Annotated in this window: 17 protein-coding genes; 10 read left to right on the forward strand and 7 right to left on the reverse strand. The window is 73.2% G+C overall.

The genetic code is table 11. The features are described from left to right. Positions 1-12: 12 nt before the first annotated feature. Positions 13-1,764 carry a sensor histidine kinase gene (locus tag HYE82_RS19595; protein WP_179175409.1) on the reverse strand — a complete coding sequence of 584 codons (1,752 nt, stop codon included), beginning with the start codon at positions 1,762-1,764 and terminating at the stop codon, positions 13-15. Between the two features lie 363 nt (positions 1,765-2,127). On the opposite strand from HYE82_RS19595, the gene HYE82_RS19600 reads away from it, so the two are divergent. Next, a complete protein-coding gene (locus HYE82_RS19600; RefSeq protein ID WP_179175410.1) occupies positions 2,128-2,685 on the forward strand; it encodes a pyridoxamine 5'-phosphate oxidase family protein in 558 nt (185 codons plus the stop codon). Between the two features lie 149 nt (positions 2,686-2,834). Here the strand turns inward: HYE82_RS19600 and HYE82_RS19605 are convergent, their stop codons facing one another. Further along, positions 2,835-3,743: an aldo/keto reductase gene (locus HYE82_RS19605; protein WP_179175411.1), complete on the reverse strand. Its 909-nt coding sequence runs from the start codon at positions 3,741-3,743 to the stop codon at positions 2,835-2,837. Continuing rightward, complete coding sequence (locus tag HYE82_RS19610; protein ID WP_179175412.1) at positions 3,740-4,687, reverse strand: NAD-dependent epimerase/dehydratase family protein; 948 nt, start codon at positions 4,685-4,687, stop codon at positions 3,740-3,742. Before HYE82_RS19610 ends, HYE82_RS19605 begins: the two co-directional genes overlap by 4 nt. Before the next feature lie 70 nt (positions 4,688-4,757). On the opposite strand from HYE82_RS19610, the gene HYE82_RS19615 reads away from it, so the two are divergent. Then, a complete protein-coding gene (locus HYE82_RS19615) occupies positions 4,758-5,660 on the forward strand; it encodes a LysR family transcriptional regulator (RefSeq protein ID WP_179175413.1) in 903 nt (300 codons plus the stop codon). Between the two features lie 281 nt (positions 5,661-5,941). Here the strand turns inward: HYE82_RS19615 and HYE82_RS19620 are convergent, their stop codons facing one another. The 3 genes from HYE82_RS19620 to HYE82_RS19630 form a co-directional block, all read right to left on the reverse strand. Further along, positions 5,942-7,162, reverse strand: coding sequence for a cytochrome P450 (locus HYE82_RS19620; protein ID WP_179175414.1), 1,221 nt, complete (start codon positions 7,160-7,162; stop codon positions 5,942-5,944). A gap of 701 nt (positions 7,163-7,863) precedes the next feature. Then, positions 7,864-8,022 (reverse strand): hypothetical protein, encoded by a 159-nt coding sequence (locus tag HYE82_RS19625; RefSeq protein WP_179175415.1) that lies wholly within the window; start codon positions 8,020-8,022, stop codon positions 7,864-7,866. Positions 8,023-8,202: 180 nt separating this feature from the next. After that, the gene (locus tag HYE82_RS19630) at positions 8,203-8,802 is read right to left on the reverse strand and encodes a DUF1963 domain-containing protein (RefSeq protein ID WP_179175416.1); all 600 of its coding nucleotides are present in this window, start codon (positions 8,800-8,802) and stop codon (positions 8,203-8,205) included. Positions 8,803-9,067: 265 nt separating this feature from the next. Here HYE82_RS19630 and HYE82_RS19635 point away from each other — a divergent pair, with 265 nt between their 5' ends. Then, complete coding sequence (locus tag HYE82_RS19635) at positions 9,068-9,991, forward strand: ion transporter (RefSeq protein ID WP_179175417.1); 924 nt, start codon at positions 9,068-9,070, stop codon at positions 9,989-9,991. Between the two features lie 75 nt (positions 9,992-10,066). Here the strand turns inward: HYE82_RS19635 and HYE82_RS19640 are convergent, their stop codons facing one another. Beyond that, on the reverse strand, positions 10,067-10,390 hold the full coding sequence (locus HYE82_RS19640; protein WP_256987440.1) for a hypothetical protein: 324 nt from the start codon (positions 10,388-10,390) through the stop codon (positions 10,067-10,069). A gap of 256 nt (positions 10,391-10,646) precedes the next feature. Here HYE82_RS19640 and HYE82_RS19645 point away from each other — a divergent pair, with 256 nt between their 5' ends. The 7 genes from HYE82_RS19645 to HYE82_RS19675 all read left to right on the forward strand — a co-directional run bounded on the left by HYE82_RS19645 (position 10,647) and on the right by HYE82_RS19675 (position 19,861). Beyond that, a complete protein-coding gene (locus tag HYE82_RS19645) occupies positions 10,647-11,321 on the forward strand; it encodes a DUF4232 domain-containing protein (protein WP_179175418.1) in 675 nt (224 codons plus the stop codon). Positions 11,322-11,650: 329 nt separating this feature from the next. Then, complete coding sequence (locus HYE82_RS19650; protein ID WP_179175419.1) at positions 11,651-12,514, forward strand: DUF4389 domain-containing protein; 864 nt, start codon at positions 11,651-11,653, stop codon at positions 12,512-12,514. 590 nt (positions 12,515-13,104) lie between these two features. Then, positions 13,105-14,364: an MFS transporter gene (locus HYE82_RS19655; protein ID WP_179175420.1), complete on the forward strand. Its 1,260-nt coding sequence runs from the start codon at positions 13,105-13,107 to the stop codon at positions 14,362-14,364. 356 nt (positions 14,365-14,720) lie between these two features. Further along, a complete protein-coding gene (gene dacB, locus HYE82_RS19660) occupies positions 14,721-16,349 on the forward strand; it encodes a D-alanyl-D-alanine carboxypeptidase/D-alanyl-D-alanine-endopeptidase (protein WP_309144381.1) in 1,629 nt (542 codons plus the stop codon). Positions 16,350-16,402: 53 nt separating this feature from the next. Further along, positions 16,403-17,449 carry an alpha/beta hydrolase gene (locus tag HYE82_RS19665; protein WP_179175421.1) on the forward strand — a complete coding sequence of 349 codons (1,047 nt, stop codon included), beginning with the start codon at positions 16,403-16,405 and terminating at the stop codon, positions 17,447-17,449. Between the two features lie 1,223 nt (positions 17,450-18,672). Then, positions 18,673-18,984 carry a hypothetical protein gene (locus tag HYE82_RS19670; RefSeq protein WP_179175422.1) on the forward strand — a complete coding sequence of 104 codons (312 nt, stop codon included), beginning with the start codon at positions 18,673-18,675 and terminating at the stop codon, positions 18,982-18,984. A 52-nt stretch (positions 18,985-19,036) separates the two neighbouring features. After that, positions 19,037-19,861 (forward strand): hypothetical protein, encoded by an 825-nt coding sequence (locus HYE82_RS19675; protein WP_256987444.1) that lies wholly within the window; start codon positions 19,037-19,039, stop codon positions 19,859-19,861. Position 19,862 lies beyond the last annotated feature (1 nt).

The following is a 19,862-nucleotide window of genomic DNA, read 5'->3' on the forward strand; positions in this document are numbered from 1 at the left end:
GGGCGGGCTCGGTCAACGGGTCTCCCAGGGTGCGGCGTCCCGGACCGACGGGACGGTGAAGCGGTCGATGGCGATGAGCCGTTGCGCGGCGTCGAAGCAGTGTCGGGCGACCTGCAGGCTGCCGGGGCGGGACTCGGTGCCGCCGTTGAACGGGTAGATGCAGCCGGCCGCGGCGGCGGGCCGCGGCGGCTCGTGCCCGGTGGCGGCGGCCCGGACCGCAGCGTTGTCCAGGACGCCCAGCCCCGCCACGTCGCCGTAGGTCATGCCGACGCGCGGCTGCGGGCGCGGGCCGGCCAAGTCCTTCCGCGGCGCGGTGGCGTACACGAACGCGGTCCCGAGGACCATCAGTACGCTCAGGGCCACCAGCCCGAGGGTGAGCGTCAGCACCTGCACGAGCCGGCCTTGGCCACTCCCGGCATCCTCGGCATCCGTGCCGTCCGCGGCATCCGTGACGGGCAGCCCGTCCCCTCCCCGCTCTCCGGTGCTGCCCGGCCGGCCGGTCGCGGGGGTGTCGCCCGGCTCGGCGGGCACGGCCGCATCCACCCGGAAGCCGCCGGTCGGCAGCGGGCCGGCGTCGAACGTCCCGCCCAGGAGCCGGACCCGCTCCCCGAGCCCCGCGAGCCCGCGGCCGGTGCCCTCGTCGGCGGCGGAGGCAGGAGGTACGGGCGGGGCGCCGTTGCGGACGGTGACCTGCACGGTCTCGTCGCCGTGCACCACCCTCACCGTGACGTGGGCGGCGCTCGCGTAGCGGTGCACGTTGGTCAGGGACTCGCGGACCAGCCGGTGCACCGCCCGGCGCACCCGGGCCGGGCGCGCGTCGAGGTCCGGCCCGATCCAGTCGAGCCGTACGGCGATCCCGCCGTTCCGGGACTCCGCCACGAGGGCCTCGATGTCGGCGCGTGTCCCGGTCGCGTCGGTGAGCGCCTCGGGCCCGGTGTCGCGTCCCAGCGGCCCGAGCACCCCGAGGGCCTGGCGCAGCTCACGCATCGCGTCGCGGGTGGTCCGCCGCACCAGGACGGCTTCCTCGCGCAGCTCGGGGTCGGCCCGCTCCAGGGCCAGCTCCAGCCCGCCCGCGTGCAGCGAGACGAGGCTGAGCCGGTGTCCCACGAGATCGTGCATCTCGGCGGCGATGCGCGCGCGTTCGTGGATGCGGGCCTCGCTGTCGGCGAGCCGGCGGGCCCGTTCGGCGGCGTCTCCGCGCTCGCGCAGCGCTTGTACGAGGCGGCGCTGCTGTCCGTACGCGGTGCCGACCAGGCCGGGGACGATCACGGCGGTCGGTGTGAGGATCAGGCCGAGCGCGAGTCCGTACGGCACCGGTCCCGGACCGAGCCATGGCGCGGCCACGGTCGCAGCCACCACCACCAGAGCGGCCGCCGCAGCCAGCAGCCGGGCACGGCACCGCGCCTCGACCGTCCGCCGAGCCACCGAGTACGCAGCCGCGGCGGCGACCGGCCCGACGCAGAACGCGAGCCCCGTCAGCGCGGCGAGGGCGAGGAGCACGGCCGCCGGGAACCGGCGGCGCATCGGGAAGAGCACGGCGCCGGCCGCCAGCGCCGGCACGGGCACATACGGGTGGGGCAGCAGCTCCAGGCTCGCGACCGCCGCCCACACGCCCAGCCCCGCGAGTACCGCCCCGGCCGTCTCCGCCACCGCGCGCACGGCCCGCCCGCAGGACCCGGCGGGCGGACGAGCACGGACAAGACGACGGAACGGAGCAGTACGCAACACGCTGACCAGTATCGATAGCGAACGGGGCGACGGCATGCGCCTCACGGCCGATCCGCGCCTCTGCCGAAAGACAGAGGCGCGAAGGAAGCTCCCGAGGGAGGTGGGCGCCTGAGACGGCAGCGGCTGCGAAGGAGGTACCCCGGATTCCGCGTCGCCCCCGGTGGGGCCGTGGGCGCGCCGGCATCGGCCAGGTGGACGACTGAGAGGTGGCCGAACGCCCCCACGGGGCCGACAGTCTTGCCATGACAGAGTCGCCGGCTGCTCGTGACCACACGCCATCCGTGGGCATCCGCGGTCTGCAGGACGCTCGAGCCGAGATGCCGAGATGCCGAGATGCCGAGATGCCGAGTCGTTCGAGTCGTTCGAGTCGTTACGGAGTGATCAGGAAGGAGATCTGCCATGCCGACCCACGGATCCGCACAGCAGCCCACGACCGAGCTCGATGCCCGCTACAGTTCGGCGCTCAATCCCCGCCCGGGGGCCGAGGACGTCACCGCCACCGAATGGGGAGAGGCCCTGCGGCAGTTGGAGGCCGCCGAGATCTTCTGGGTCTCCACGGTTCGGCCCGACGGCAGGCTGCACGTCACGCCCGTGATCGCCGCCTGGCGGGACGGGGTGCTGTACTTCTCCACCGGCCCGGCCGAGCAGAAGGCCAAGAACCTCGCACATGACACGCACTGCGCGCTGACCACCGGGGGGAACTCGCTCACCGAGGGGCTGGACCTCGTCGTCGAGGGCAGGGCGCGTCCGATCGCCGATCCGGCGGTGCTGGAGGAGGTGATCGCAGCGTACGAGGCGAAGTACGGGGCGCACATCACCTCGCCCGAGGGCACCTTCCACGGGATCGGGGACGCCTTCCGGCAGGGGAAGGCGATGGTGTTCGCGGTGGCCCCGACCACCGCGTACGGCTTCGGCCGCGACAGCGGTGTGTACAGCCACACGCGCTGGACCTTCTGAGCACCGGGGCCACCGGCACGGCCGTTCCGCCTCGGGGCTGCCGTTCGAGCAGCCCCCGAGAAGAAGTGGAAACTGCCCATGCCCAGAGCTTGGCCGACGGCCGCACGACGGGGCATTGCCTTTTCGTGCGGCCGGCGGCCGGCGGCCGCTCAGCCCGTACCGGTCTTCCAGGCCTCCGCGGCGGCGTCCAGGCGGGCGAGCCGGTCCGGGGCCAGCACCAGCCCGGCGGCGGACGCCGAGTCCCGGGCCGTGTGCGGGCGGGAGGCGCCGGGGATCGGGATCACCACCGGTGCCCGGGACAGCAGCCAGGCCAGGCACACCTGCTGCGGGCTGACCGCGTGTTCGGCGGCGACCTCGTGGAACGCCGTGCCGGAGGAGGTCGGCCCCGACGGGCCGTCCAGTGAACTGCGCGAGATCCCGCCCAGCGGGCTCCACGGCAGGAAGGCGATGCCCAGTTCGGCGCAGCGGCGCAACTGGGGCTCGCTGTCGCGGACGGCGGGAGAGTACCGGTTCTGCACGGAGACCAGCAGGTCACCCAGGATCAGCCGGGCTTCGTCGAGCTGCTCGACGGTCACGTTGGAGATCCCGGCCGCGCGGATCTTGCCCTGTTCGGCCAGTTCGCGCAGGGTGCCGACGGATTCCGCCCAGGGCACCTGCGGGTCGGGCTTGTGCAGCTGGTACAGCCCGATCGTCTCCACGCCGAGGCGGTGCAGCGAGGCCTCGCAGGCGCGCCGGAGGTGGTCGGGGCGGGCGTCCACGGTCCACGAGCCGTCGCCGGGCCGGCCGCGGCCCCCCTTGGTGGCCACCAGGACGGCATCGCGGTCCGGGCCGCGACGCTCGGCCAGCGCCTGTGCGATGAGCCGCTCGTTGTGGCCGGTCTCGTCGGCGTGCCAGTGGTACGAGTCGGCCGTGTCGAGGAGGGTGACGCCGGCGTCCAGCGCCGCGTGCAGGGTGGCGAGAGCCTGCCGCCGGTCCGGGCGGCCTTCGACGGACAGCGGCATGGCACCGAGTCCGACCGCCGACACGCTCACCCCGCCGATGAAGCGTTCGGCCGTCATCGCGTACCCCCGTCCCGGACCGCGGTCGTGCGCGCGGCGAGGGCTTCGTCGATCGCCTGCGGCATCCAGTCCGTCACCCGGCTGAAGGCGAAGCCCAGCCGGGTCGCCCGCCCGTTGTCCATCGGGTAGGCGCGGTCGTACGAGAACGGGGACGCGGTTGCTCCGTCCTCCACGGGGATGTAGTGCGGCGGCCTGCCGACCCGTTCGGCCACCAGGTCGCCGAGTTCGGTCACGGTCAGCGTGCCGTGCGCGCAGGCGTTGACCGGCCCGGTGAACGACGCTCCGGCGGTCCAGTGCAGGAACTCCGCGATCTCCCGGTGGTGGATGAACGTCGTCGGCCTGGCCCGCCGGTGGGCCAGGACCGGCTCTCCGGCGGAGATCCGGTCGGTGTAGTGCGCCAGCCGTCCGGTGAAGTCGGCCCGGCCGCCACCCAGGACGTGGGCGGTACGCACGACGGCGGCCGGGAAGACCGGGTCGGTCAGCAGCACGCTTTCGGCCTGCCGCTTGCCTTCGGCGTACGCCGTCGCCTCGTCGGTGCCGGCCGGGACGCCGGGAGCCGGCCGGCCGACCGGGTCGTACACGTCCTCGGTGACGGGGAGCGGGCAGTCGGCGCCGTCGGGTGCCGGGTTCGTCGCCGGGTCGTACACCTCGACCGTCGAGGTCATGACGTAGCGGCCGGTCCGGCCGGCGAAGACCCGGCGGGCGACCGCGGCCTGCTCGGGCGTGTAGCACACCTGGTCGACGACCACGTCGAAGGTCCGGGAGCCCAGTACGGCGCGCAGCTGCCGCTCGTCGCCGCGGTCGGCGACCAGACGGTGCACCCCCTGCGGTGCGGGGGCCGAGCCCCGGTTGACCACCGTCACGTGCGTGCCCGCCACGCGCAGCAGCTCCACCAGGTGCCTGCCGAAGTACCGGCTCCCGCCGATCACACATACGTTTCGCATGCCCCGACTCTGCCGCTGTACGGTCCCCAGCAGAACTGGTCATCTACTGAACACGTATGAAGGAAAACTGATGATCGATGTGCAGCGGCTGCGTGTCCTGCGGGCGGTCGCCGAACACGGCAGCTTCAACCGGGCCGCGGCCGCGCTCCTGCTCACACCCTCGGCCGTCTCCCAGCACATCGCCGTGCTGGAGCGGTCCCTGGGCCGGGCGGTCGCGGTCCGCAGCACCCGCGGGGTGACCCTGACCGAGGCCGGGCGGCTTCTGGTGGAAGCCGCCGAGACCATCTCGGCGGAACTCGACCACGTACGCCGGGAGATCGACCGGCTGAGCGTCGCCCGGCCGCGCCTGACGGTCGCCACGTTCACCAGCGGCGGCCGCTACCTGCTGCCCGAGGCGCTGGCCCGGTTCGTGGCCGCGCACCCGGATGTGGAGCTGACGGTGCGTGAGAGCGAGCCGGAGGGGGCCTTGCCGATGCTCCGGCGCGGCGAGGCCGATCTGGCGCTCGCCTACCACTTCGACGGACCGCTCCCGGTGCCTCCGTCCGAACGGCCGGGGATCGACTGGACCCCGCTGATGGACGATCCACTCTCGGTGGTGCTGCCGCGCGGGCACCGCCTTTCCGGGCGGGCCGGCATCGACCTCGGGGAGCTGGCTGCGGACCGGTGGGTGCTGGGCTGCCTGAAGACCGAGGCGTACCTCCGCCGCCATGCGCAGCGGGCCGGCTTCGACCTCCAGGTGGCCGCCTCCACCACGGACTACTTCTTCGCCCAGACCCTGGTCGCTGCCGGGGTGGGGGTTTCGCTGGTCCCGAAGGTCTCGCTGGCCCCGGCCCCGGGGCTCACCGTGGTCGATGTCGACCCCCCGCGTCCGGCCCGGCACATCGGCGTGGCGACGCCGCGCCGCCGCCGGCCCGCTCCGCACGCCGCCGCCTTCACGGAGGCCCTGGCCGCGGCCGCCGCCCGGGTCGGGTAGCCGGCGGCGCCTGGGGGCGAGGACGGCGGCGCGCCATGGAGGGCGCAGTGCCGTGGGCGCACAAACCCGCGGGGGCGCAGTGCCGTGGATGCCGCATGTCTGAGGGAGGACTGACAACGGACTTTCGACGTCGGATCGCGGATCGTGTCACCGGGGGGACGACTTCGGGTATCGCGCGGCCGTCCCGGCCGATGGCGGGCCGGGCAGGAAGCGCTCATCGTCGCTGTCGGGGCCACCCGCTGACAGTGACGTCCACGCTCGGCTCCCCGGCGCGGCAGACCCTAGCCGCCCGGGGTGAAGGTCACCGGCAGGCCGACGGGGCCGCGCAGGCCGCCGGGGCGCCAGCGGATCTCGTCCGGCGCCACGGCGAGGGCGAGCCCGGGGAGCCGGCGCAGGGCGGTGCCGATGGCGATCTGCCCCTCCAGCCGGGCCAGCGGCGCGCCCAGGCAGTAGTGCACGCCGTGCCCGAACGCGAGGTGGGCGTTGTCGTGCCGCGTGATGTCCAGGCGGTCGGGGTCGGGGAACCGCGCCGGGTCGCGGTCGGCGATGGCCGAGGCGATCAGCACGGTCGCGCCGTTCGGGATGGACACGCCCGCGATCTCGACGTCCTCGCGCGCGAACCGGGCGATGCCGGGGTTGACCGGGCCGTCGTAGCGGAGGAACTCCTCGATCGCGCCCGGCAGCAGCTCCGGGTCGGAGCGCAGCAGGTCGAGCTGGTCGGGGTGGGCGAGCAGGGTGGCGATGCCGCCGCCGATCAGGTTGACGGTGGTGATGTAGCCGGCGGCCAGCAGCAGGAACACCATGGCGATGAGCTCGTCCTCGGTGAGCTGCTGCTCCTCGTCGCGGGCCGTGATGAGGCCGCTGAGCAAGTCGTCGCCGGGAGCGGCCCGTTTGCCCCGGATGAGGTCGGCGACGTAGGCGCGCATGTGCTGCCACGCCTCGTTGACCACGGCGCGGTCGACCGGCTCCGCGCCCCGCGTGAGCATGCGGTCGGTCCAGTGCTGGAACTCGTGGCGGTCGTCCACCGGCACCCCGAGCAGTTCGCTGATCACCGTGACCGGGAGCGGCAGCGCGAACTCGGCGACGAGGTCGGCGCGGCCGGCCGGGACGACCGCGTCCAGCAGCCGGTCGGTGATGGCCTGGATGCGCGGCCCCATTCCCGCCACCCTGCGGGCGGTGAACGCCTTGGAGACCAGGCGCCGCAACCGGGTGTGGTCGGGCGGGTCGCTGCGGAGCATGTTGCTCAGCATCGCATCGCGCTCCGTCTCGGGCAGCTGCTGCAGGAGCCGGCCGTCGGAGGCGTCGCGCACGTCGCTGCTGAGGCGGGAGTCCGAGAGGGCGGCGAGCCCGTCCTCGTAGCGGGTGATGAGCCAGGCCTCCAGGCCGCCCGCGATGACGGCGCGGCGCACCGGGCCTTCCTCGCGCAGCTGCCGGTAGAGGGGGAACGGGTCCGCGACGAAAGCCGGGTCGGCGTAGGGCAGAAGGACCGGCCGCTCATTCAAGATGCCTCCCGGGGCACGTCGCCTGGCTGTCGGGAGCGAGGCTATAGGGCCCGCTCTCCCCGCACGCGCCTTTCCGTCCGCATTTGTCCGCATGTGCACCCGACCGGTCCGGGCGTGGGGATCAGTCAGAACCTTCGGCACGGGCGGCGAACGGGCAGTCGCCGACGCCTTCACGGCACGGGTCCGCGACCGCATGACCATCGGCTCGGGCGTCGATGACGACCAGCCATATCCGGAACTCGTGGTCGCCGTCGCCCACGAGGCAGGAGAACTGCAGGACAGGTGGCGGCGGGCGTCCTTCGTCTCCCAGGTGGCCGGCCGTTCGGCGTCGCCGCAGTCCTCGTTGCGCTCGAAGATCAGCGAGCAGGGGTGGAGCCCGCGGGCCGGCAGGTCCTGCACCACCGCGGCGAGGTCGCCTTCCCAGGCCTCGGTGTGGTCGACGTACGTCCGGGGTCCCCGGAGAGGAACAGCTCGTGCCGTTCGAGGTGCCCGGTTCGGCGGTGCCCTGCCAGACGGCCCCGCCCGATGCGTCCCGGAGGGTGACGGCGCTGCCGTCCGCGGCGGTGACCTCGCCCCGGCACACGTCGCGGCAGTAGGCCCAGTTGCCGGAGAGGTCTGCGGCGGCCGCCCCGCCCGTCCTCGTGGAACGGTCCGACGGCGATGAGGGCCGGCGGGCGGCCGCCGCGGCGCCTGCCGCCGACTCAGAAGCGGCGGAGGAGAACGGACTCGGCGAAGTGGCCCCGCGCCAGGTCCTCGCGGCGGATCAGCCACGCCAGTACGATGCGCCTCCCGCCGTCCGATGGCGCTCCCGCCGCCGGCACCCGCTCCTCCGGGTCGCACTGGAACTGCGCCAACAGCACCCATTCCAGTGCCCGTCCGGTGTCGTCTGCTCCCGCCGCCGACGGCTCGACCCGCTCCGCCCGGCTGGCTCCGGCCCCGGCGTCGGCAGCAGCGGCTGCCTCGTACTCGACGGGGACGGCGCCGGCGCACGCCGCGTACCCGCCGACCCTGTGCTCGAAGCGGTGTCCGTACTCGGCGAGTTAGTCGAGGAAGCCCTGCTCGTAGAGGGGGTGGCCGTACGGGTCCTCCCAGGTGTGCAGCGCAAACGCGTCCCGGACCCGGGGGTGTTCCGGGAAGGGCGCGGTCAGTTCCGGCCGGGCGGCCAGGCGCGCGGAGGGGAACACGGGGACGCCCGGCGGGGCGGTGCGTACGGAACCGGGCGCGTCCGCGGGGAGGTGGACGACCCGGCCGGGCGTGGTGCCTGCCGCCCCCGACCGGTACCGGCCGTCCGGGCCCCCGTCCAGTGGCGCGGAGGCGAAGAACGCGAGCACGCCCTCCGGAGGCAGGGGCACGTCGAGCGCCCCGGCCGGGAGCGCCGTGCAGTCCACCGCGGCGACGAACGCCAGCGGAGCGCCCGCCGGGCCGGTGGGCCACGGGATTCCGTCCGGCAGCCGGGGCAGCCCGCCCAGCCGGGCGGCGGCCGGGAGTTCGGCCGTGTCCCCCGTTCCGTCCTCGGCCACGAGCCGTATGCCGGGCCGCAGCAAGGAAGCCCACCGCAGGGCGTCCTCGTCCGGCAGGTACCGCCAGGCGATCTCGCGCAGCGCGCGGGCCTGCGGGCCGTCGGTCCATTCCTCGTCCATGGACCGATCATGCAGCCGGGGTCCGACAGGTCGACGGCGGCACCCGCTCTCAAGCCGTGGCGGCGCCTGCCCGCCCACCCCGTGGGGTGCCCTGGCCGCCAGGGGCCGCCTTCTCCACCGGCCGGCGAGGCGGAACAGGAGGTCCTCGCGCCTCACTGCACGGCCGCGAGTCCCGGCGCCTGCACCGCGGTTCGGCGGGGGATCCCCTTTAAGATCCACTCGAATTGATGAACGATCAGGCTCCACAAGGATGAGGACCTCCTCGATGCCCCACCGGTCCGGCCCGTCACGCCGCGCTCTGGCCGCCCGCAGCCGGCGGATCGCCGACTCGGCCGCCTTCACCACCACCGTGTTCTGCCTCATCGTCGGCAATGCCGCGCTCATGGGCGTCGAGACCTATGACGGCGTCGTGCAGGACTGGCACGACGGTCTCAAACTCGCCGAACACCTGTTCCTGGCCGCGTTCACGCTCGAAATCCTCGTGCGCGCCGCCGCGCACGCCGACCGGCCCCGGGACTTCTTCCGCGATCCCTGGAACCTCTTCGACCTGGCCGTGGTCGCGCTCGCCCTCGCGCCCTTCGCCCGGGAGAACGCCACGGTGCTCCGGCTGCTGAGGCTGGCCCGGGTGCTGCGTGCGGCCCGGTTCCTGCCGCAGGTCCGCATCGTGATCGTCGCCATCGGCAAGAGCCTGCCGGGCACCCTGAGCTTCCTGCTCGTGGGGGCGCTGCTGCTGTACGTGTACTCCATGGTCGGCTGGGTCTTCCTGGCCGACGACGACCCCGAGCACTTCGGCTCCCTCGGCCGCGCCGCCCTCACCCTGTCCCTGCTCATCACCCTGGACGGCCTCGGCGATGCGGTCCGGGCCGGTCTGGAGGTCTCCCGCTGGACCGTCCTCTATTTCGCCTCGTACGTCCTGCTCGGCTCGTTCGTCCTGGTCAACCTGCTCATCGGCGTGGTCATCAACTCCCTGGAAGAGGCGCGCCAGGTGGAGGCCCAGTCCGCCGAGACCGCCACCACAGCAGCTGCCGCGGACGGTCAGCCCGCTGACGTCGAGGAGATGCGCAGGCGCATCAGCGAGGCCCGTGCCGCGCTCGACGCCCTGGAGCGCGGGTTCTCCGCCACGACCGGGACGGCCGGCTCGATGAGCGGTGACGTCCGCGCCGCCGCCGTGCCGGCCGGACGGGCCTGACGGATTTTCCGCCACGGGGTCGACCCCCGACCCAGGCAGGGTCGGGGGTCGACTTTCGGACGGGATTCGTCCTGTCTACCTCGTGAGGACTTTCCAGTGCTTCACGGTGCCGTGCCCGCTGCAGTCGCCGCCGAATGCCCAGTAGCCGACCCCGACGAAGGGGCCTTTGACCTCAGTGCCGTCCGAGCATTCGGTCCACGCTGCGGCCTGCCCCCGGATGACCTTGCAATTCGCCGTCCACTTCTTTCCGTGGTTGACGAAACTGTCGCACTTCGTGGAGCCGCTCTCAGCAAGGGACTGTGCCGCGGGCGCGGCGGTCGAATTCCCGGCCAGCGCGAGCACCGAGCCGACCGCGAGGGAAACGACGAGCGTGGCCTTTCGCATTCCTTGTTTCTTCATGTGCCCCAACCTAGGAGGGTTCACGGGGCGTATACAAGGACGCATTTTCCGCCTTTTCTGCCGTCATGTCGGCGGGGGAACGGGCGTTCGGCGGCCGTCGGCCCGTCGGCCAGTCGGCCCGCCGGGCCGGCAGGTCATGAAGGCGTCGCGGGAAGGGCACAGCAACGTGGCGGCGGGAACTCCGGGGCGGCGCGATGGTGTGTCCGTGGACGTACGGGCCGCTGAGGCCCGGTCAACGGGCCTCGGGAGGTTCCCCATGCAGTACGCAGCAGGTGTCCGGCAGACCGTGGCCGCGGTGGTGGCGGCAGTGGCCACCACCGTCCTGGTGGCGGGCTGTACTCCGTCCGGGGAGGACGGTGCGCAGCCCGCTGAGCCCTCGCGGTCCGCCCAGTCGCCGACTCCGGGGGCGGCGACGGGCGGGTCCGGCGGGGCGGCGTCGGCTACGCCCGCCGCCCCGGGCTCCCCCACCGCGGCCGGTGGCGGGGCGAAGCCCTGCACGGTCAAGGAGGTCAAGGCCACCGAGGCCCGCCAGGCGGCCGTCCGGCCGCCTGGTACCGGCACCGGAGCCGCCGTGATCGCCGTCGCCAACACCTCGAAGAGCACCTGTACGCTCCAGGGCTTCCCCACGGTCGCCGGTGCGGGGAACGGGTCGCCCGACAAGAACATGCCGCTCGCCACCACGCACAGCGGGGCGGCCACCACCGTGTCCCTGGCCCCGGGCGCCAAGGCCTGGACGAAGCTCACCTTCGTGAACGTGCAGGGCGAGGCGGACGGCTACTGCGTGTCCGGCGCTACCCCCGCCTCGTTCCCCACGCTCGTCGTCGGGGTGCCGGGCGCGGGCGCGCACCAGATCGCCCTCGACGACGGCATCTTCGCCCTGTGCGACAACAAGGCCACCGTCACCGCCTATTCGGCCGCCAAGCCTTCCTGACCGGCACCGCCGCGGGACGGGGCAACGTGCCGCGCTCGGCGTAACGGACGGTTCGGCCCGCCCGCCTCCTCACGCTGTGGCTGCCGGTCAGGCGCGCGTCAGGAGGCTCGTGTGCACAGGTCCCGCCGGTACGGAAGACGGCCCGGCGGCCGCCGGTGCGGAAGTGGTCTCCGGCCCAGCTGGGTACGGCGCCCGGCCGGAGCGGCGGATGCCTCCGGCCGGGCCAACTTTCCGTCCAGGCGCTTTGACCGGCAGGCCCGCACGGTACGGATGCCGCTGAGGACGCATTTCCGCCCCCGCCCCGCCCACCGCCACCGTAAGCAGGCCCCATGACCACAGGCTGGACCCCCCGCCCGCCCGCCGCCGCATCCGGGCCGGAAGGCGAATACCTGCCGGAGCTCGACATGCCGGATCCGGGCCGACAGCGGCGCTGGACCGTGCTGCTGCGATGGCTGCTGCTGATCCCGCAGATGATCGCCGTGGCCCTGCTCGGCATCGCGGCCTTCTTCGTGACGATCGTCGGCTGGTTCGCCGCGCTGTTCCGGGGGCGGCTCCCGGAGGGCATCGCCCGCTTCCTCGGCGACTACCTGGCGTACGCGACCCGGGTCACGGCCAGCGCCATGCTGCTGGTGGACCGGTACCCTCCGTTCGCGTTCGCCGAGCCCGGCTACCCGGTGCAGATCGAGCTGCGGCCCGGCGAGCTGAACCGGCTGGCCGTGCTGTTCCGCTTGATCCTGATGATCCCCGCCGCGATCGTGGCCAGCCTGCTGCAGTACGGCTGGGCGGCGATCTGCTGGGTGTTCTGGCTGATCACGCTCGTGCTGGGCAGGATGCCGCAGCCGATCTTCGAGGCCTCGGCCGCCGTACTCCGGTTCCGGATGCGGTTCCTGGCGTACGTGATGATGCTGACGTCGGCCTATCCCAAGCGGCTGTTCGGGGACCCCGGGCCCGCGGCCCCCGCGTACGGCACCCCGCCCCCGCCGACCGCGGCTCCCGGCCTGCCGCAGGCGAGGACCGCCACCCGGCCGCTCGTGCTGAGCACCGGGGCCAAGGTCCTGGTCGTCGCCTTCCTCGTCCTCGGCCTCATCACGGGCAGCTTCTCGTCCATGGGGCGCAACGACACGTACTACGACGACGAGTGGGACGCGGCGGCACACACGGCGACCCGGTTCGGCACCGGAACCGGGGCGTGACCCGCCCGGCAACCGCTCGCCCGCCGCCTCTCTTCCGCCGCCGCTTGTGCGGCGGGTCCGGGCCGGCTCGCCACCGGCCCCGCCGCGCAGGCGCAGCGCCGGCCAGCAGCCGCCGTTCCGCTCGTCGGTGTCCACGCGGACCGTCACGGGGCCTGCGTACGAGGCCGTGCGGTACCGGCCGGCCGGCCTTGCTCCTGGGAACCCCTGACGGCATCTTCATCGGTCGCTCTCCTTGCTCGTACTGTTCGTACTGCTCGTACGGTGCGGACACGACGACGGCGCGGACCCCATGCCTCCGCGCCATGACTCCACCGGTTTCCGACCCGCCGATTCCGGACACCGCGCAATGCCCGGTCACGGTTGTCACGGGCGGCGGTCCGTCCCCTGCCGTTCCCGCCCGCCCCGGCCGGGGGCGGCTCAACCGTTCGGTGAGCGGCGTGGTTCGAGGACTAACACTGCATTCCGTGGCGGCGGGATCCTGGAGCTTCCGGTCCCGCGTGAGGGAGCGGCGCCAGGTCCGCGGCGTGCGCGTGCCCGTCATCTTCACGGTGGCGGGCACGACACGCAGGTCGCCGGCGAGAGGACACGCCATGGGCTTCGCAGCCACCCCGCCAGGCCGGCCCGTACGCCTCGGACTGCGCGTGAACCGGGTCCAGTTCACCCTGCTGGTCATCGTCAACGTGTGCGTCGGCGGCCTCGTCGGCCTGGAACGCACCACCGTCCCGCTCATCGGCACCGAGGTCTTCGGTCTCACCAGCGACCTGGCGGTCTTCTCCTTCATCATCGCCTTCGGCCTCACCAAGGCGATGACCAATCTGGCCGCCGGCGCCCTGACCGCCCGGTTCCGCCGCAAGCAGCTGCTGGTGGTGGGATGGCTGATCGGCATCCCCGTCCCGTTCGCCCTCGCCTGGGCGCCGTCCTGGGGCTGGATCGTCGCCGCCAACGTCCTCCTCGGCGTCAACCAGGGCCTGACGTGGTCGATGACCGTCAACATGAAGATCGACCTCGTCGGTCCCGCCCGCCGGGGTCTGGCCACGGGCCTCAACGAAGCCGCCGGCTACACCGCGGTAGGCGCCACCGCCTTCCTCACCGGGTACCTCGCCACGGTCCACGGCCTGCGCCCCGTCCCCGAACTGCTCGGCGTCGCCTTCGTCGCGGCCGGCCTCGCCCTCTCCCTCGTCGTACGCGACACGGCCGCGCACGTCGCCCTCGAACTCGCCCGGCACACCGAACGGGTGCCCTCGGGCGAGGAGACCGGGCTGCGCGCCGTCTTCGCCCGGACGTCCTGGCGGGACCGCTCGCTGCGCGGCGCGAGCCAGGCCGGCCTGGTCAACAATCTGGGCGACGGCCTCACCTGGGGGGTCTTCCCCCTCCTGTTCACCGAGCAAGGCCTGGGCCTCGCCGCCGTCGGCCTCATCAAGGGCCTCTACCCGATGCTGTGGGGTCTCGGCCAGATTCCCACCGGCCATCTCTGCGACCGCGTCGGCCGCAAGCCCCTCATCGTGTACGGGATGCTGTTCCAGGCCGCCGGATTCGCCCTGGCCCTCGTCCTCCTGAGCCGGCCGCTGCTCGCCGGGATCCTCTCCGCCGTCCTCCTCGGCCTGGGCACCGCCATGGCCTACCCGGCGCTGATCGCCTCCGTGTCCGACCACGCCCACCCCGCCTGGCGGGCCGGCGCCCTCGGCACCTACCGTTTCTGGCGCGACATGGGCTACGCCGCCGGAGCCCTCGTCGCCGGCCTCCTCGCCGACGCCTTCGGCCTGAGCGCCACCGTCGTCGCGGCCGCCGTCCTCACCGCCGGCTCCGGGTTGCTGGCCGCCCGCTGGATCACGGAGCACCCCGCCCCGTGACCGCTCCGGTCCGCTCCGGTCAGCGGCCGAGCACGTTCATGAGGACGACCGCCGCGACGTCCGCGAGGATGACGGCGACCACCGTGATGATCACGGCCCAGGCCCACTGGGACTCGTCCAGGTGCATGCGCCACCTCCCGGCCGGAAAAGCCGTCGCCCTCGTGCCGGGCGCCCGCGAGCGGCCCCGCGGGCGCCTTCCCTGCTCCAGGATGACGTGGTTCCGCCGGGCGCACAGCTCGGACGGGCTGCGCCCCGGTGACATGCGGGCCGTACCGTGCCGTGCCACCCTGTTCCCAGGCCTCGGCCCACGGCCCCGGCCCCTCGGCGGGAGGCAGCCGCGACGGACGGAGCGCGCTGTGGACGTATCGATACGCGTCGCGGCCGTGCGGCGCCGACTGGCCGCCGGGTGTGCGGCCCTGCTGCTGGTGGCGCTCGCCTCGGCCACCAGTGCCGGCGCGGCCCCCTCGCCCTCACCGTCGCCGTGGCCCCCGGGAGCGGGAGATCCGGGCCGGCTGGACCCGCGCATCACGCAGATCATGCAGAAGCCCGAGTACCGCCATGCCCAGTGGGGCCTCCTGCAGACCGCGCCGGACGACGGGCGGGTGCTGCACAGCATGTTCCCCGGGCAGTTCTTCATCCCGGGTTCCACCGCGAAGCTCTTCTCCGTCTCGGGCCCCTGGCAGACCCTCGGCCCGGACCACCGCTTCGTGACCCCCGTCTACGCGGTCGGCGAGCGGAACGGAGCCACACTGACCGGCGACCTCGATCTCGTGGCGCAGGGCGACCTCACCATGGGCGGCCGGACCCGGCCCGACGGCACGGTCGCGTACACCGACCTCGACCACACCTACGCCGACGACTTCCCCGGCGCGACCCTCACTCCGGAGAACCCGCTCGCCGGGATCGACCAGCTCGCCCGGCAGGTCCGCGACGCCGGCATCACCCGGGTCGACGGCGACGTGATCGTCGACAGCCGCCTCTTCGCCCCCGACCCGCTCCTGGACCCCGTCCCCACGCCCCTGATCATCAACGACAACCTCATCGACCTGCTGACCACGCCCGGGAGCCGGCCGGGAGCCGACGCCCGGTTGGACTGGCGGCCGAAGGTGGCTCCGTACCGGGTCACGTCCACGGTGAAAACGGTCGGGGCCGGAGGGCCGACGAACATCGCGGTGACGGCCACCGACGGCGGCACCCGGATCCGGCTGTCCGGCACGATCGCCGCCGACGCCGCGCCGCTGCTGCGCGTCTCCCCGGTCGCCGATCCGGCCTCGTTCGGCCGGACCGCGCTGATCGAGGCCCTGCGCCGGGCCGGGGTGCGGGTCACGGCCGACGCGACGGGCCCCAACCCGGTCGCCCGGCTGCCGCGGACCTACGAGGGCCGGCCGCGGGTGGCCGCGTACACATCGCCGCCGTACGAGCAGTACGCCAAACTGATCCTCAAGGTAAGCCACAACCTGGGCGCCAACCTGGGCATCTGCCTGATGGCCGTCGCCACCGGCAGCCGCCGGTGCGAAGACGGCTTCCCGGTGCTCGCCGACTTCCTGGACCGGGCGGGCGTCGACCGCAGACAGGTACAGCTCGCCGACGGCCGCGGCGGCAACCCCGCCGACCGGGCCACGCCACGGGCGGTGGTGCAGATGCTGGCGTACTGGCAGCGCACTCCGGACGCACGGCGCTTCCGGGAGGCCCTGCCCGTCCTCGGGGTCGACGGGCTGCTGGCCGAGAACTGCCGGAACTGCCCGGCCCGCGGGAAGGTGTTCGCGAAGACCGGCGCGGCCGTGGGGGCGGACTTCCTGGGCGACCGCCTCGCCGTCGGCGCCATCACCATCGCAGGCTACCTCGACAAGGGCGGCGGCCGCTTCGACACCTTCTACGCCGGCGTCAACGGCGCGTCCACACCGACCGCGGACGTCGACGGTGTCGAGGCCATCGCGAACGACCTCGCCATGATCGCCGCCTACCTCCAGGAATCCCCCGTCTGACCCTCTGCCCCTCCCCCTTGGGGGCGGCGGGAGCGGGTGGTTGACTGGCGCCCATGGACCGCGCTGCCCCGGATGCTCCTCCGTTCGATCCCGAGCTCGACGCCGCGCTGGCGGCTTTGGGCACCGGGGCGAGGGGTCCGGTCACCCCGGAGAACCTTGCGGCACGGCAGGAGCAGGATGCGGCAGGCAGACCCAGGCCGACGGCCGGCGAACTCCGTGGTGACGGCCGCTTCGAGGTGGAGGAGCTGCGGGTGCCGGGGGCTCCGGGCGGGCCGGAGGTCACCCTCGTCAGCGCCCGGCCGGCCGGGATCGCCCGGCCGCTGCCGCTGCTGTACTACATGCACGGCGGCGGCATGATCATGGGCAATGCGTGGTCCGTGCTCCGGCAGTTGCTCCGCGAATGGGCCCTCCCGCTGGAGTTGGCCGTCGTCTCCGTCGAGTACCGGCTGGCACCGCAGGCGCAGTATCCAGGACCGCTGGAGGACTGCTACGCCGGGTTGGTCCGGGTGGCCGAGTACGCGGCGGACCTGGGCGTCGACCCGGACCGCATCGTCATCGGGGGCAAGAGCGCCGGCGGCGGCCTCGCGGCGGCGCTGGCCCTGCTCAGCCGTGACCGCGGCGGTCCGGCACCGATCGGGCAGCTGCTCCTGTGCCCGATGCTCGACGACCGCAACGACACGTTCTCCAGCCGCCAGATGGCCGGCGTCGACACCTGGGACCGGACGTCCAATGCGACGGCGTGGCAGGCCCTGTTGGGCGAGCGGTACGGCACCGCCGACCTGCCGCCCTATGCGGCTCCCGCCCGCGCCACCGACCTGTCCCGGCTGCCGCCGGCGTACATCGAGGTCGGGTCGGCCGAGACGTTCCGGGATGAGGACGTGGCCTACGCCAATGCGATCTGGCAGGCCGGCGGTCAGGCCGAACTCCACGTGTGGCCCGGCGCCTTCCACGGCTTCGACACCCTCGCCCCGCGGGCCGCCCTCAGCCGGGACGCCCGCGATGCCCGCACCCGCTGGCTCCGGCGCATCCTCGACGGCTCCCCCGGCAGGGCTCGCACTGCCGCCCAGCCGGGCATGGTTGACGACTCGTCAAGTCCCTGATTGGGCACCCGGCTCATATGATCACCGTATTCGGCGGCGGAAGCCCGTGTCCGTTGCAGCGACGGTTCGTTGGGCGTGTCACCGGGGGCGCTTGCACAGGGAACCGATCGCCTCGGGCAGGGTATGGGGGGGGCTGCACGGCCGCTGACACGGGGCAGTGGAGGGAGACCGTGGCAGCGCTCTCCTGGGACGGATAGGCGATCTCCACGACGCGGGTTCACTCCGTGCCGGTTTGGGCATGCATGACGCTTTTGCCGCTTCGGCCCTGGTGTGGGCATTCCCGTGCGAAGTCTTGGAGTTGAAAGGAGGCCGCCTGGGCGGCGGACGGAAGCCCCACCATCACAAGGCGCCGCCCGGGCGCGGAACTCCGCAGACCGCGCCGTGCCGCGGGCATGGCGCACCAGCAGGCCGGCGGCAGGCGCAGGCCCTCGGCCCGGAACAGAGCGGCCGGTTCGTCGGCGACACCGTCCGCTCCCGCACGGGTACGGGCCGGTCACCCCGCATGCCGTGAACGCCGGGCACGGTGCTGCTACGGTTCGACCCACCCGACGACACCGGACGAAGCTCCGCACGCAGCGCACGACACACCCCGGGGGAGTTCCGGCACGGGCACGGGCACGGGCTCCGCTGCCGCTGCCGCCGCTGCCGCCGCTTCCTGATGGGCGATCCAGACGGCATGCGTGTTCACGGTCAGGACGTCCCGGAAGCGTTGCTGGCGCCTGAGTTCAAGGGCGTCCCTGTGGCACAGTCCACCCACTCCGGATGACCTCCACGCGGCCCCGACGACACCCAGCGCAGCACAGATCAGCATGATCCTCAGGAAGACGTCTGGCACGGCGGATCCTTTCCGGCGGTGATTCGATCAACAGGGCCCGCAGCAGGAGCCCTCGGCAACACCTCGACATAACGCAGGGGCATATGCGGGGTTGCGCCTTGTCACCTCATTGCAGCCACGAGGGTTGCGGCGCGGGACCGGGGTTCACCGTGCGCCGTGCACGCCCCGCTCTCGCCGCGCCCGGCGCGCCTGCATCACGGTGCGCCCCGCGGCCGTTCCGTCACCGTGTTGAGCTGCGGGAATGCGGTGCGGCCGTCAAGGCCACAGCGGGGCGGACCTGTTCGGGCCGACCGAACGGATGCCCGGAAACGGGTCAACGTGCGATCGCCGCGTCATCATCACCTGCTTGGCGCATTCCCAGTACGCCGTCAGGAGCGTTGGTTGGACTATGACCACAGCAAACCACTCGGCAAGCTTCCGTCGGCACGCGGAAGAGGAGGGCCGCCCGCCCCGTCACGCGGCGACCCGAATGGGGAACTGGACCTTCACGCCCGGGTCGTCGGGCCTGGGACCGGATCTGAACGCGACCCTGCAGCATGAGGGGCTGAAGATCGAGCTGAATTACACGTCCTCGATCTTCGAGGATTTCCTGCACGCGATGAGCGCGATCCACAGCGAGTTCGACCGGCGCTCGACGCCGCCGGCCGCCCCGGCCGCCACGCGCGCCGGCGGATACGCAGGGATGGCCTCCCGTGTTTGAGACATACGGTCACCACGACATGAGCGGCTCCCTTCCCCAGCCGGAGCCACGCATGTTCTGGACGGGTCCGGACATCGAACAGCAGGCCGCGGCAGGGCAGTCACCCCTCGTGTTCGGCCAGGTGGGCAGCCCGTGGGACCCGGCGGAGGAGCTCGCCTACCTGCTGCAGGACTCCATGCCCCATTCCATGCCCCCCAGGCAGGCGGAGTCCTTCGAGCGCGTCGTCTTCGACGAAACGACCGACACGCTCGGCTCCGCGAACATGGCAACCGGAGCGGCGAGCGTCCCGGGACCCACGGGAGCCGTCGGACCTGCGGGGGTCGTCGGACCGCCCAGCGTCGTCGGGCTGGCGCCGACACAGGCATCCGGCGGGCACCGCCACGCCGCGTCGAAATCACCGTCCGGGACACTGCTGCGAACGGGCAGTCTCTTCACCGCCCTCCTGGTCGCCGTGATCGCCGCCGTGGTGAGCGTGTTCAGCGGCCTGGCCATCTGTGACGCCCTGCGGCACAGTGCCACGCCCCGTACCACTCACGACGTCGTCAGCTGGTGGCCGCTGCTGATCTACGGGCCCTGGATGGTCGCCTCCCTGTCCATCCTGAGGGCTGCCCTGCACCAGCGTCGGGCCGTCCATTCCTGGTCCATCGTCTTGTTGTTCTCCACACTTGCCACGTTCCTGTGCGTGGCCCAGGCACCCAGAACGCTTGCCGCCCAGGCGGCTGCCATGCTTCCGGCCATCGCCGCGCTCGCCTGCTTCCAGCAGCTCGTACGCCAGATCACGCTCACGCGGCCGCCGCGCAACCCCATGCCGCGCCACCGGAACCGGATGCCCTCCCCCTCCCCCTCCCCCGGGCCCACGTTCCACTACGGGGCATGAC

The sequence above is a fragment of the Streptomyces sp. BR123 genome, assembly GCF_013401435.1.
Lineage (GTDB): Bacteria > Actinomycetota > Actinomycetes > Streptomycetales > Streptomycetaceae > Streptomyces.

Excerpts from the sequence above, each read along its gene's own strand:
- HYE82_RS19595 (WP_179175409.1), bottom strand. The coding sequence starts at position 1,764 with ATGCCGTCGCCCCGTTCGCTATCGATACTGGTCAGCGTGTTGCGTACT.
- HYE82_RS19600 (WP_179175410.1), top strand. The coding sequence starts at position 2,128 with ATGCCGACCCACGGATCCGCACAGCAGCCCACGACCGAGCTCGATGCC.
- HYE82_RS19605 (WP_179175411.1), bottom strand. The coding sequence starts at position 3,743 with ATGACGGCCGAACGCTTCATCGGCGGGGTGAGCGTGTCGGCGGTCGGA.
- HYE82_RS19610 (WP_179175412.1), bottom strand. The coding sequence starts at position 4,687 with ATGCGAAACGTATGTGTGATCGGCGGGAGCCGGTACTTCGGCAGGCAC.
- HYE82_RS19615 (WP_179175413.1), top strand. The coding sequence starts at position 4,758 with ATGATCGATGTGCAGCGGCTGCGTGTCCTGCGGGCGGTCGCCGAACAC.
- HYE82_RS19630 (WP_179175416.1), bottom strand. The coding sequence starts at position 8,802 with ATGGACGAGGAATGGACCGACGGCCCGCAGGCCCGCGCGCTGCGCGAG.
- HYE82_RS19635 (WP_179175417.1), top strand. The coding sequence starts at position 9,068 with ATGCCCCACCGGTCCGGCCCGTCACGCCGCGCTCTGGCCGCCCGCAGC.
- HYE82_RS19640 (WP_256987440.1), bottom strand. The coding sequence starts at position 10,390 with ATGAAGAAACAAGGAATGCGAAAGGCCACGCTCGTCGTTTCCCTCGCG.
- HYE82_RS19645 (WP_179175418.1), top strand. The coding sequence starts at position 10,647 with ATGCAGTACGCAGCAGGTGTCCGGCAGACCGTGGCCGCGGTGGTGGCG.
- HYE82_RS19650 (WP_179175419.1), top strand. The coding sequence starts at position 11,651 with ATGACCACAGGCTGGACCCCCCGCCCGCCCGCCGCCGCATCCGGGCCG.
- HYE82_RS19655 (WP_179175420.1), top strand. The coding sequence starts at position 13,105 with ATGGGCTTCGCAGCCACCCCGCCAGGCCGGCCCGTACGCCTCGGACTG.
- HYE82_RS19665 (WP_179175421.1), top strand. The coding sequence starts at position 16,403 with ATGGACCGCGCTGCCCCGGATGCTCCTCCGTTCGATCCCGAGCTCGAC.
- HYE82_RS19670 (WP_179175422.1), top strand. The coding sequence starts at position 18,673 with ATGACCACAGCAAACCACTCGGCAAGCTTCCGTCGGCACGCGGAAGAG.
- HYE82_RS19675 (WP_256987444.1), top strand. The coding sequence starts at position 19,037 with ATGTTCTGGACGGGTCCGGACATCGAACAGCAGGCCGCGGCAGGGCAG.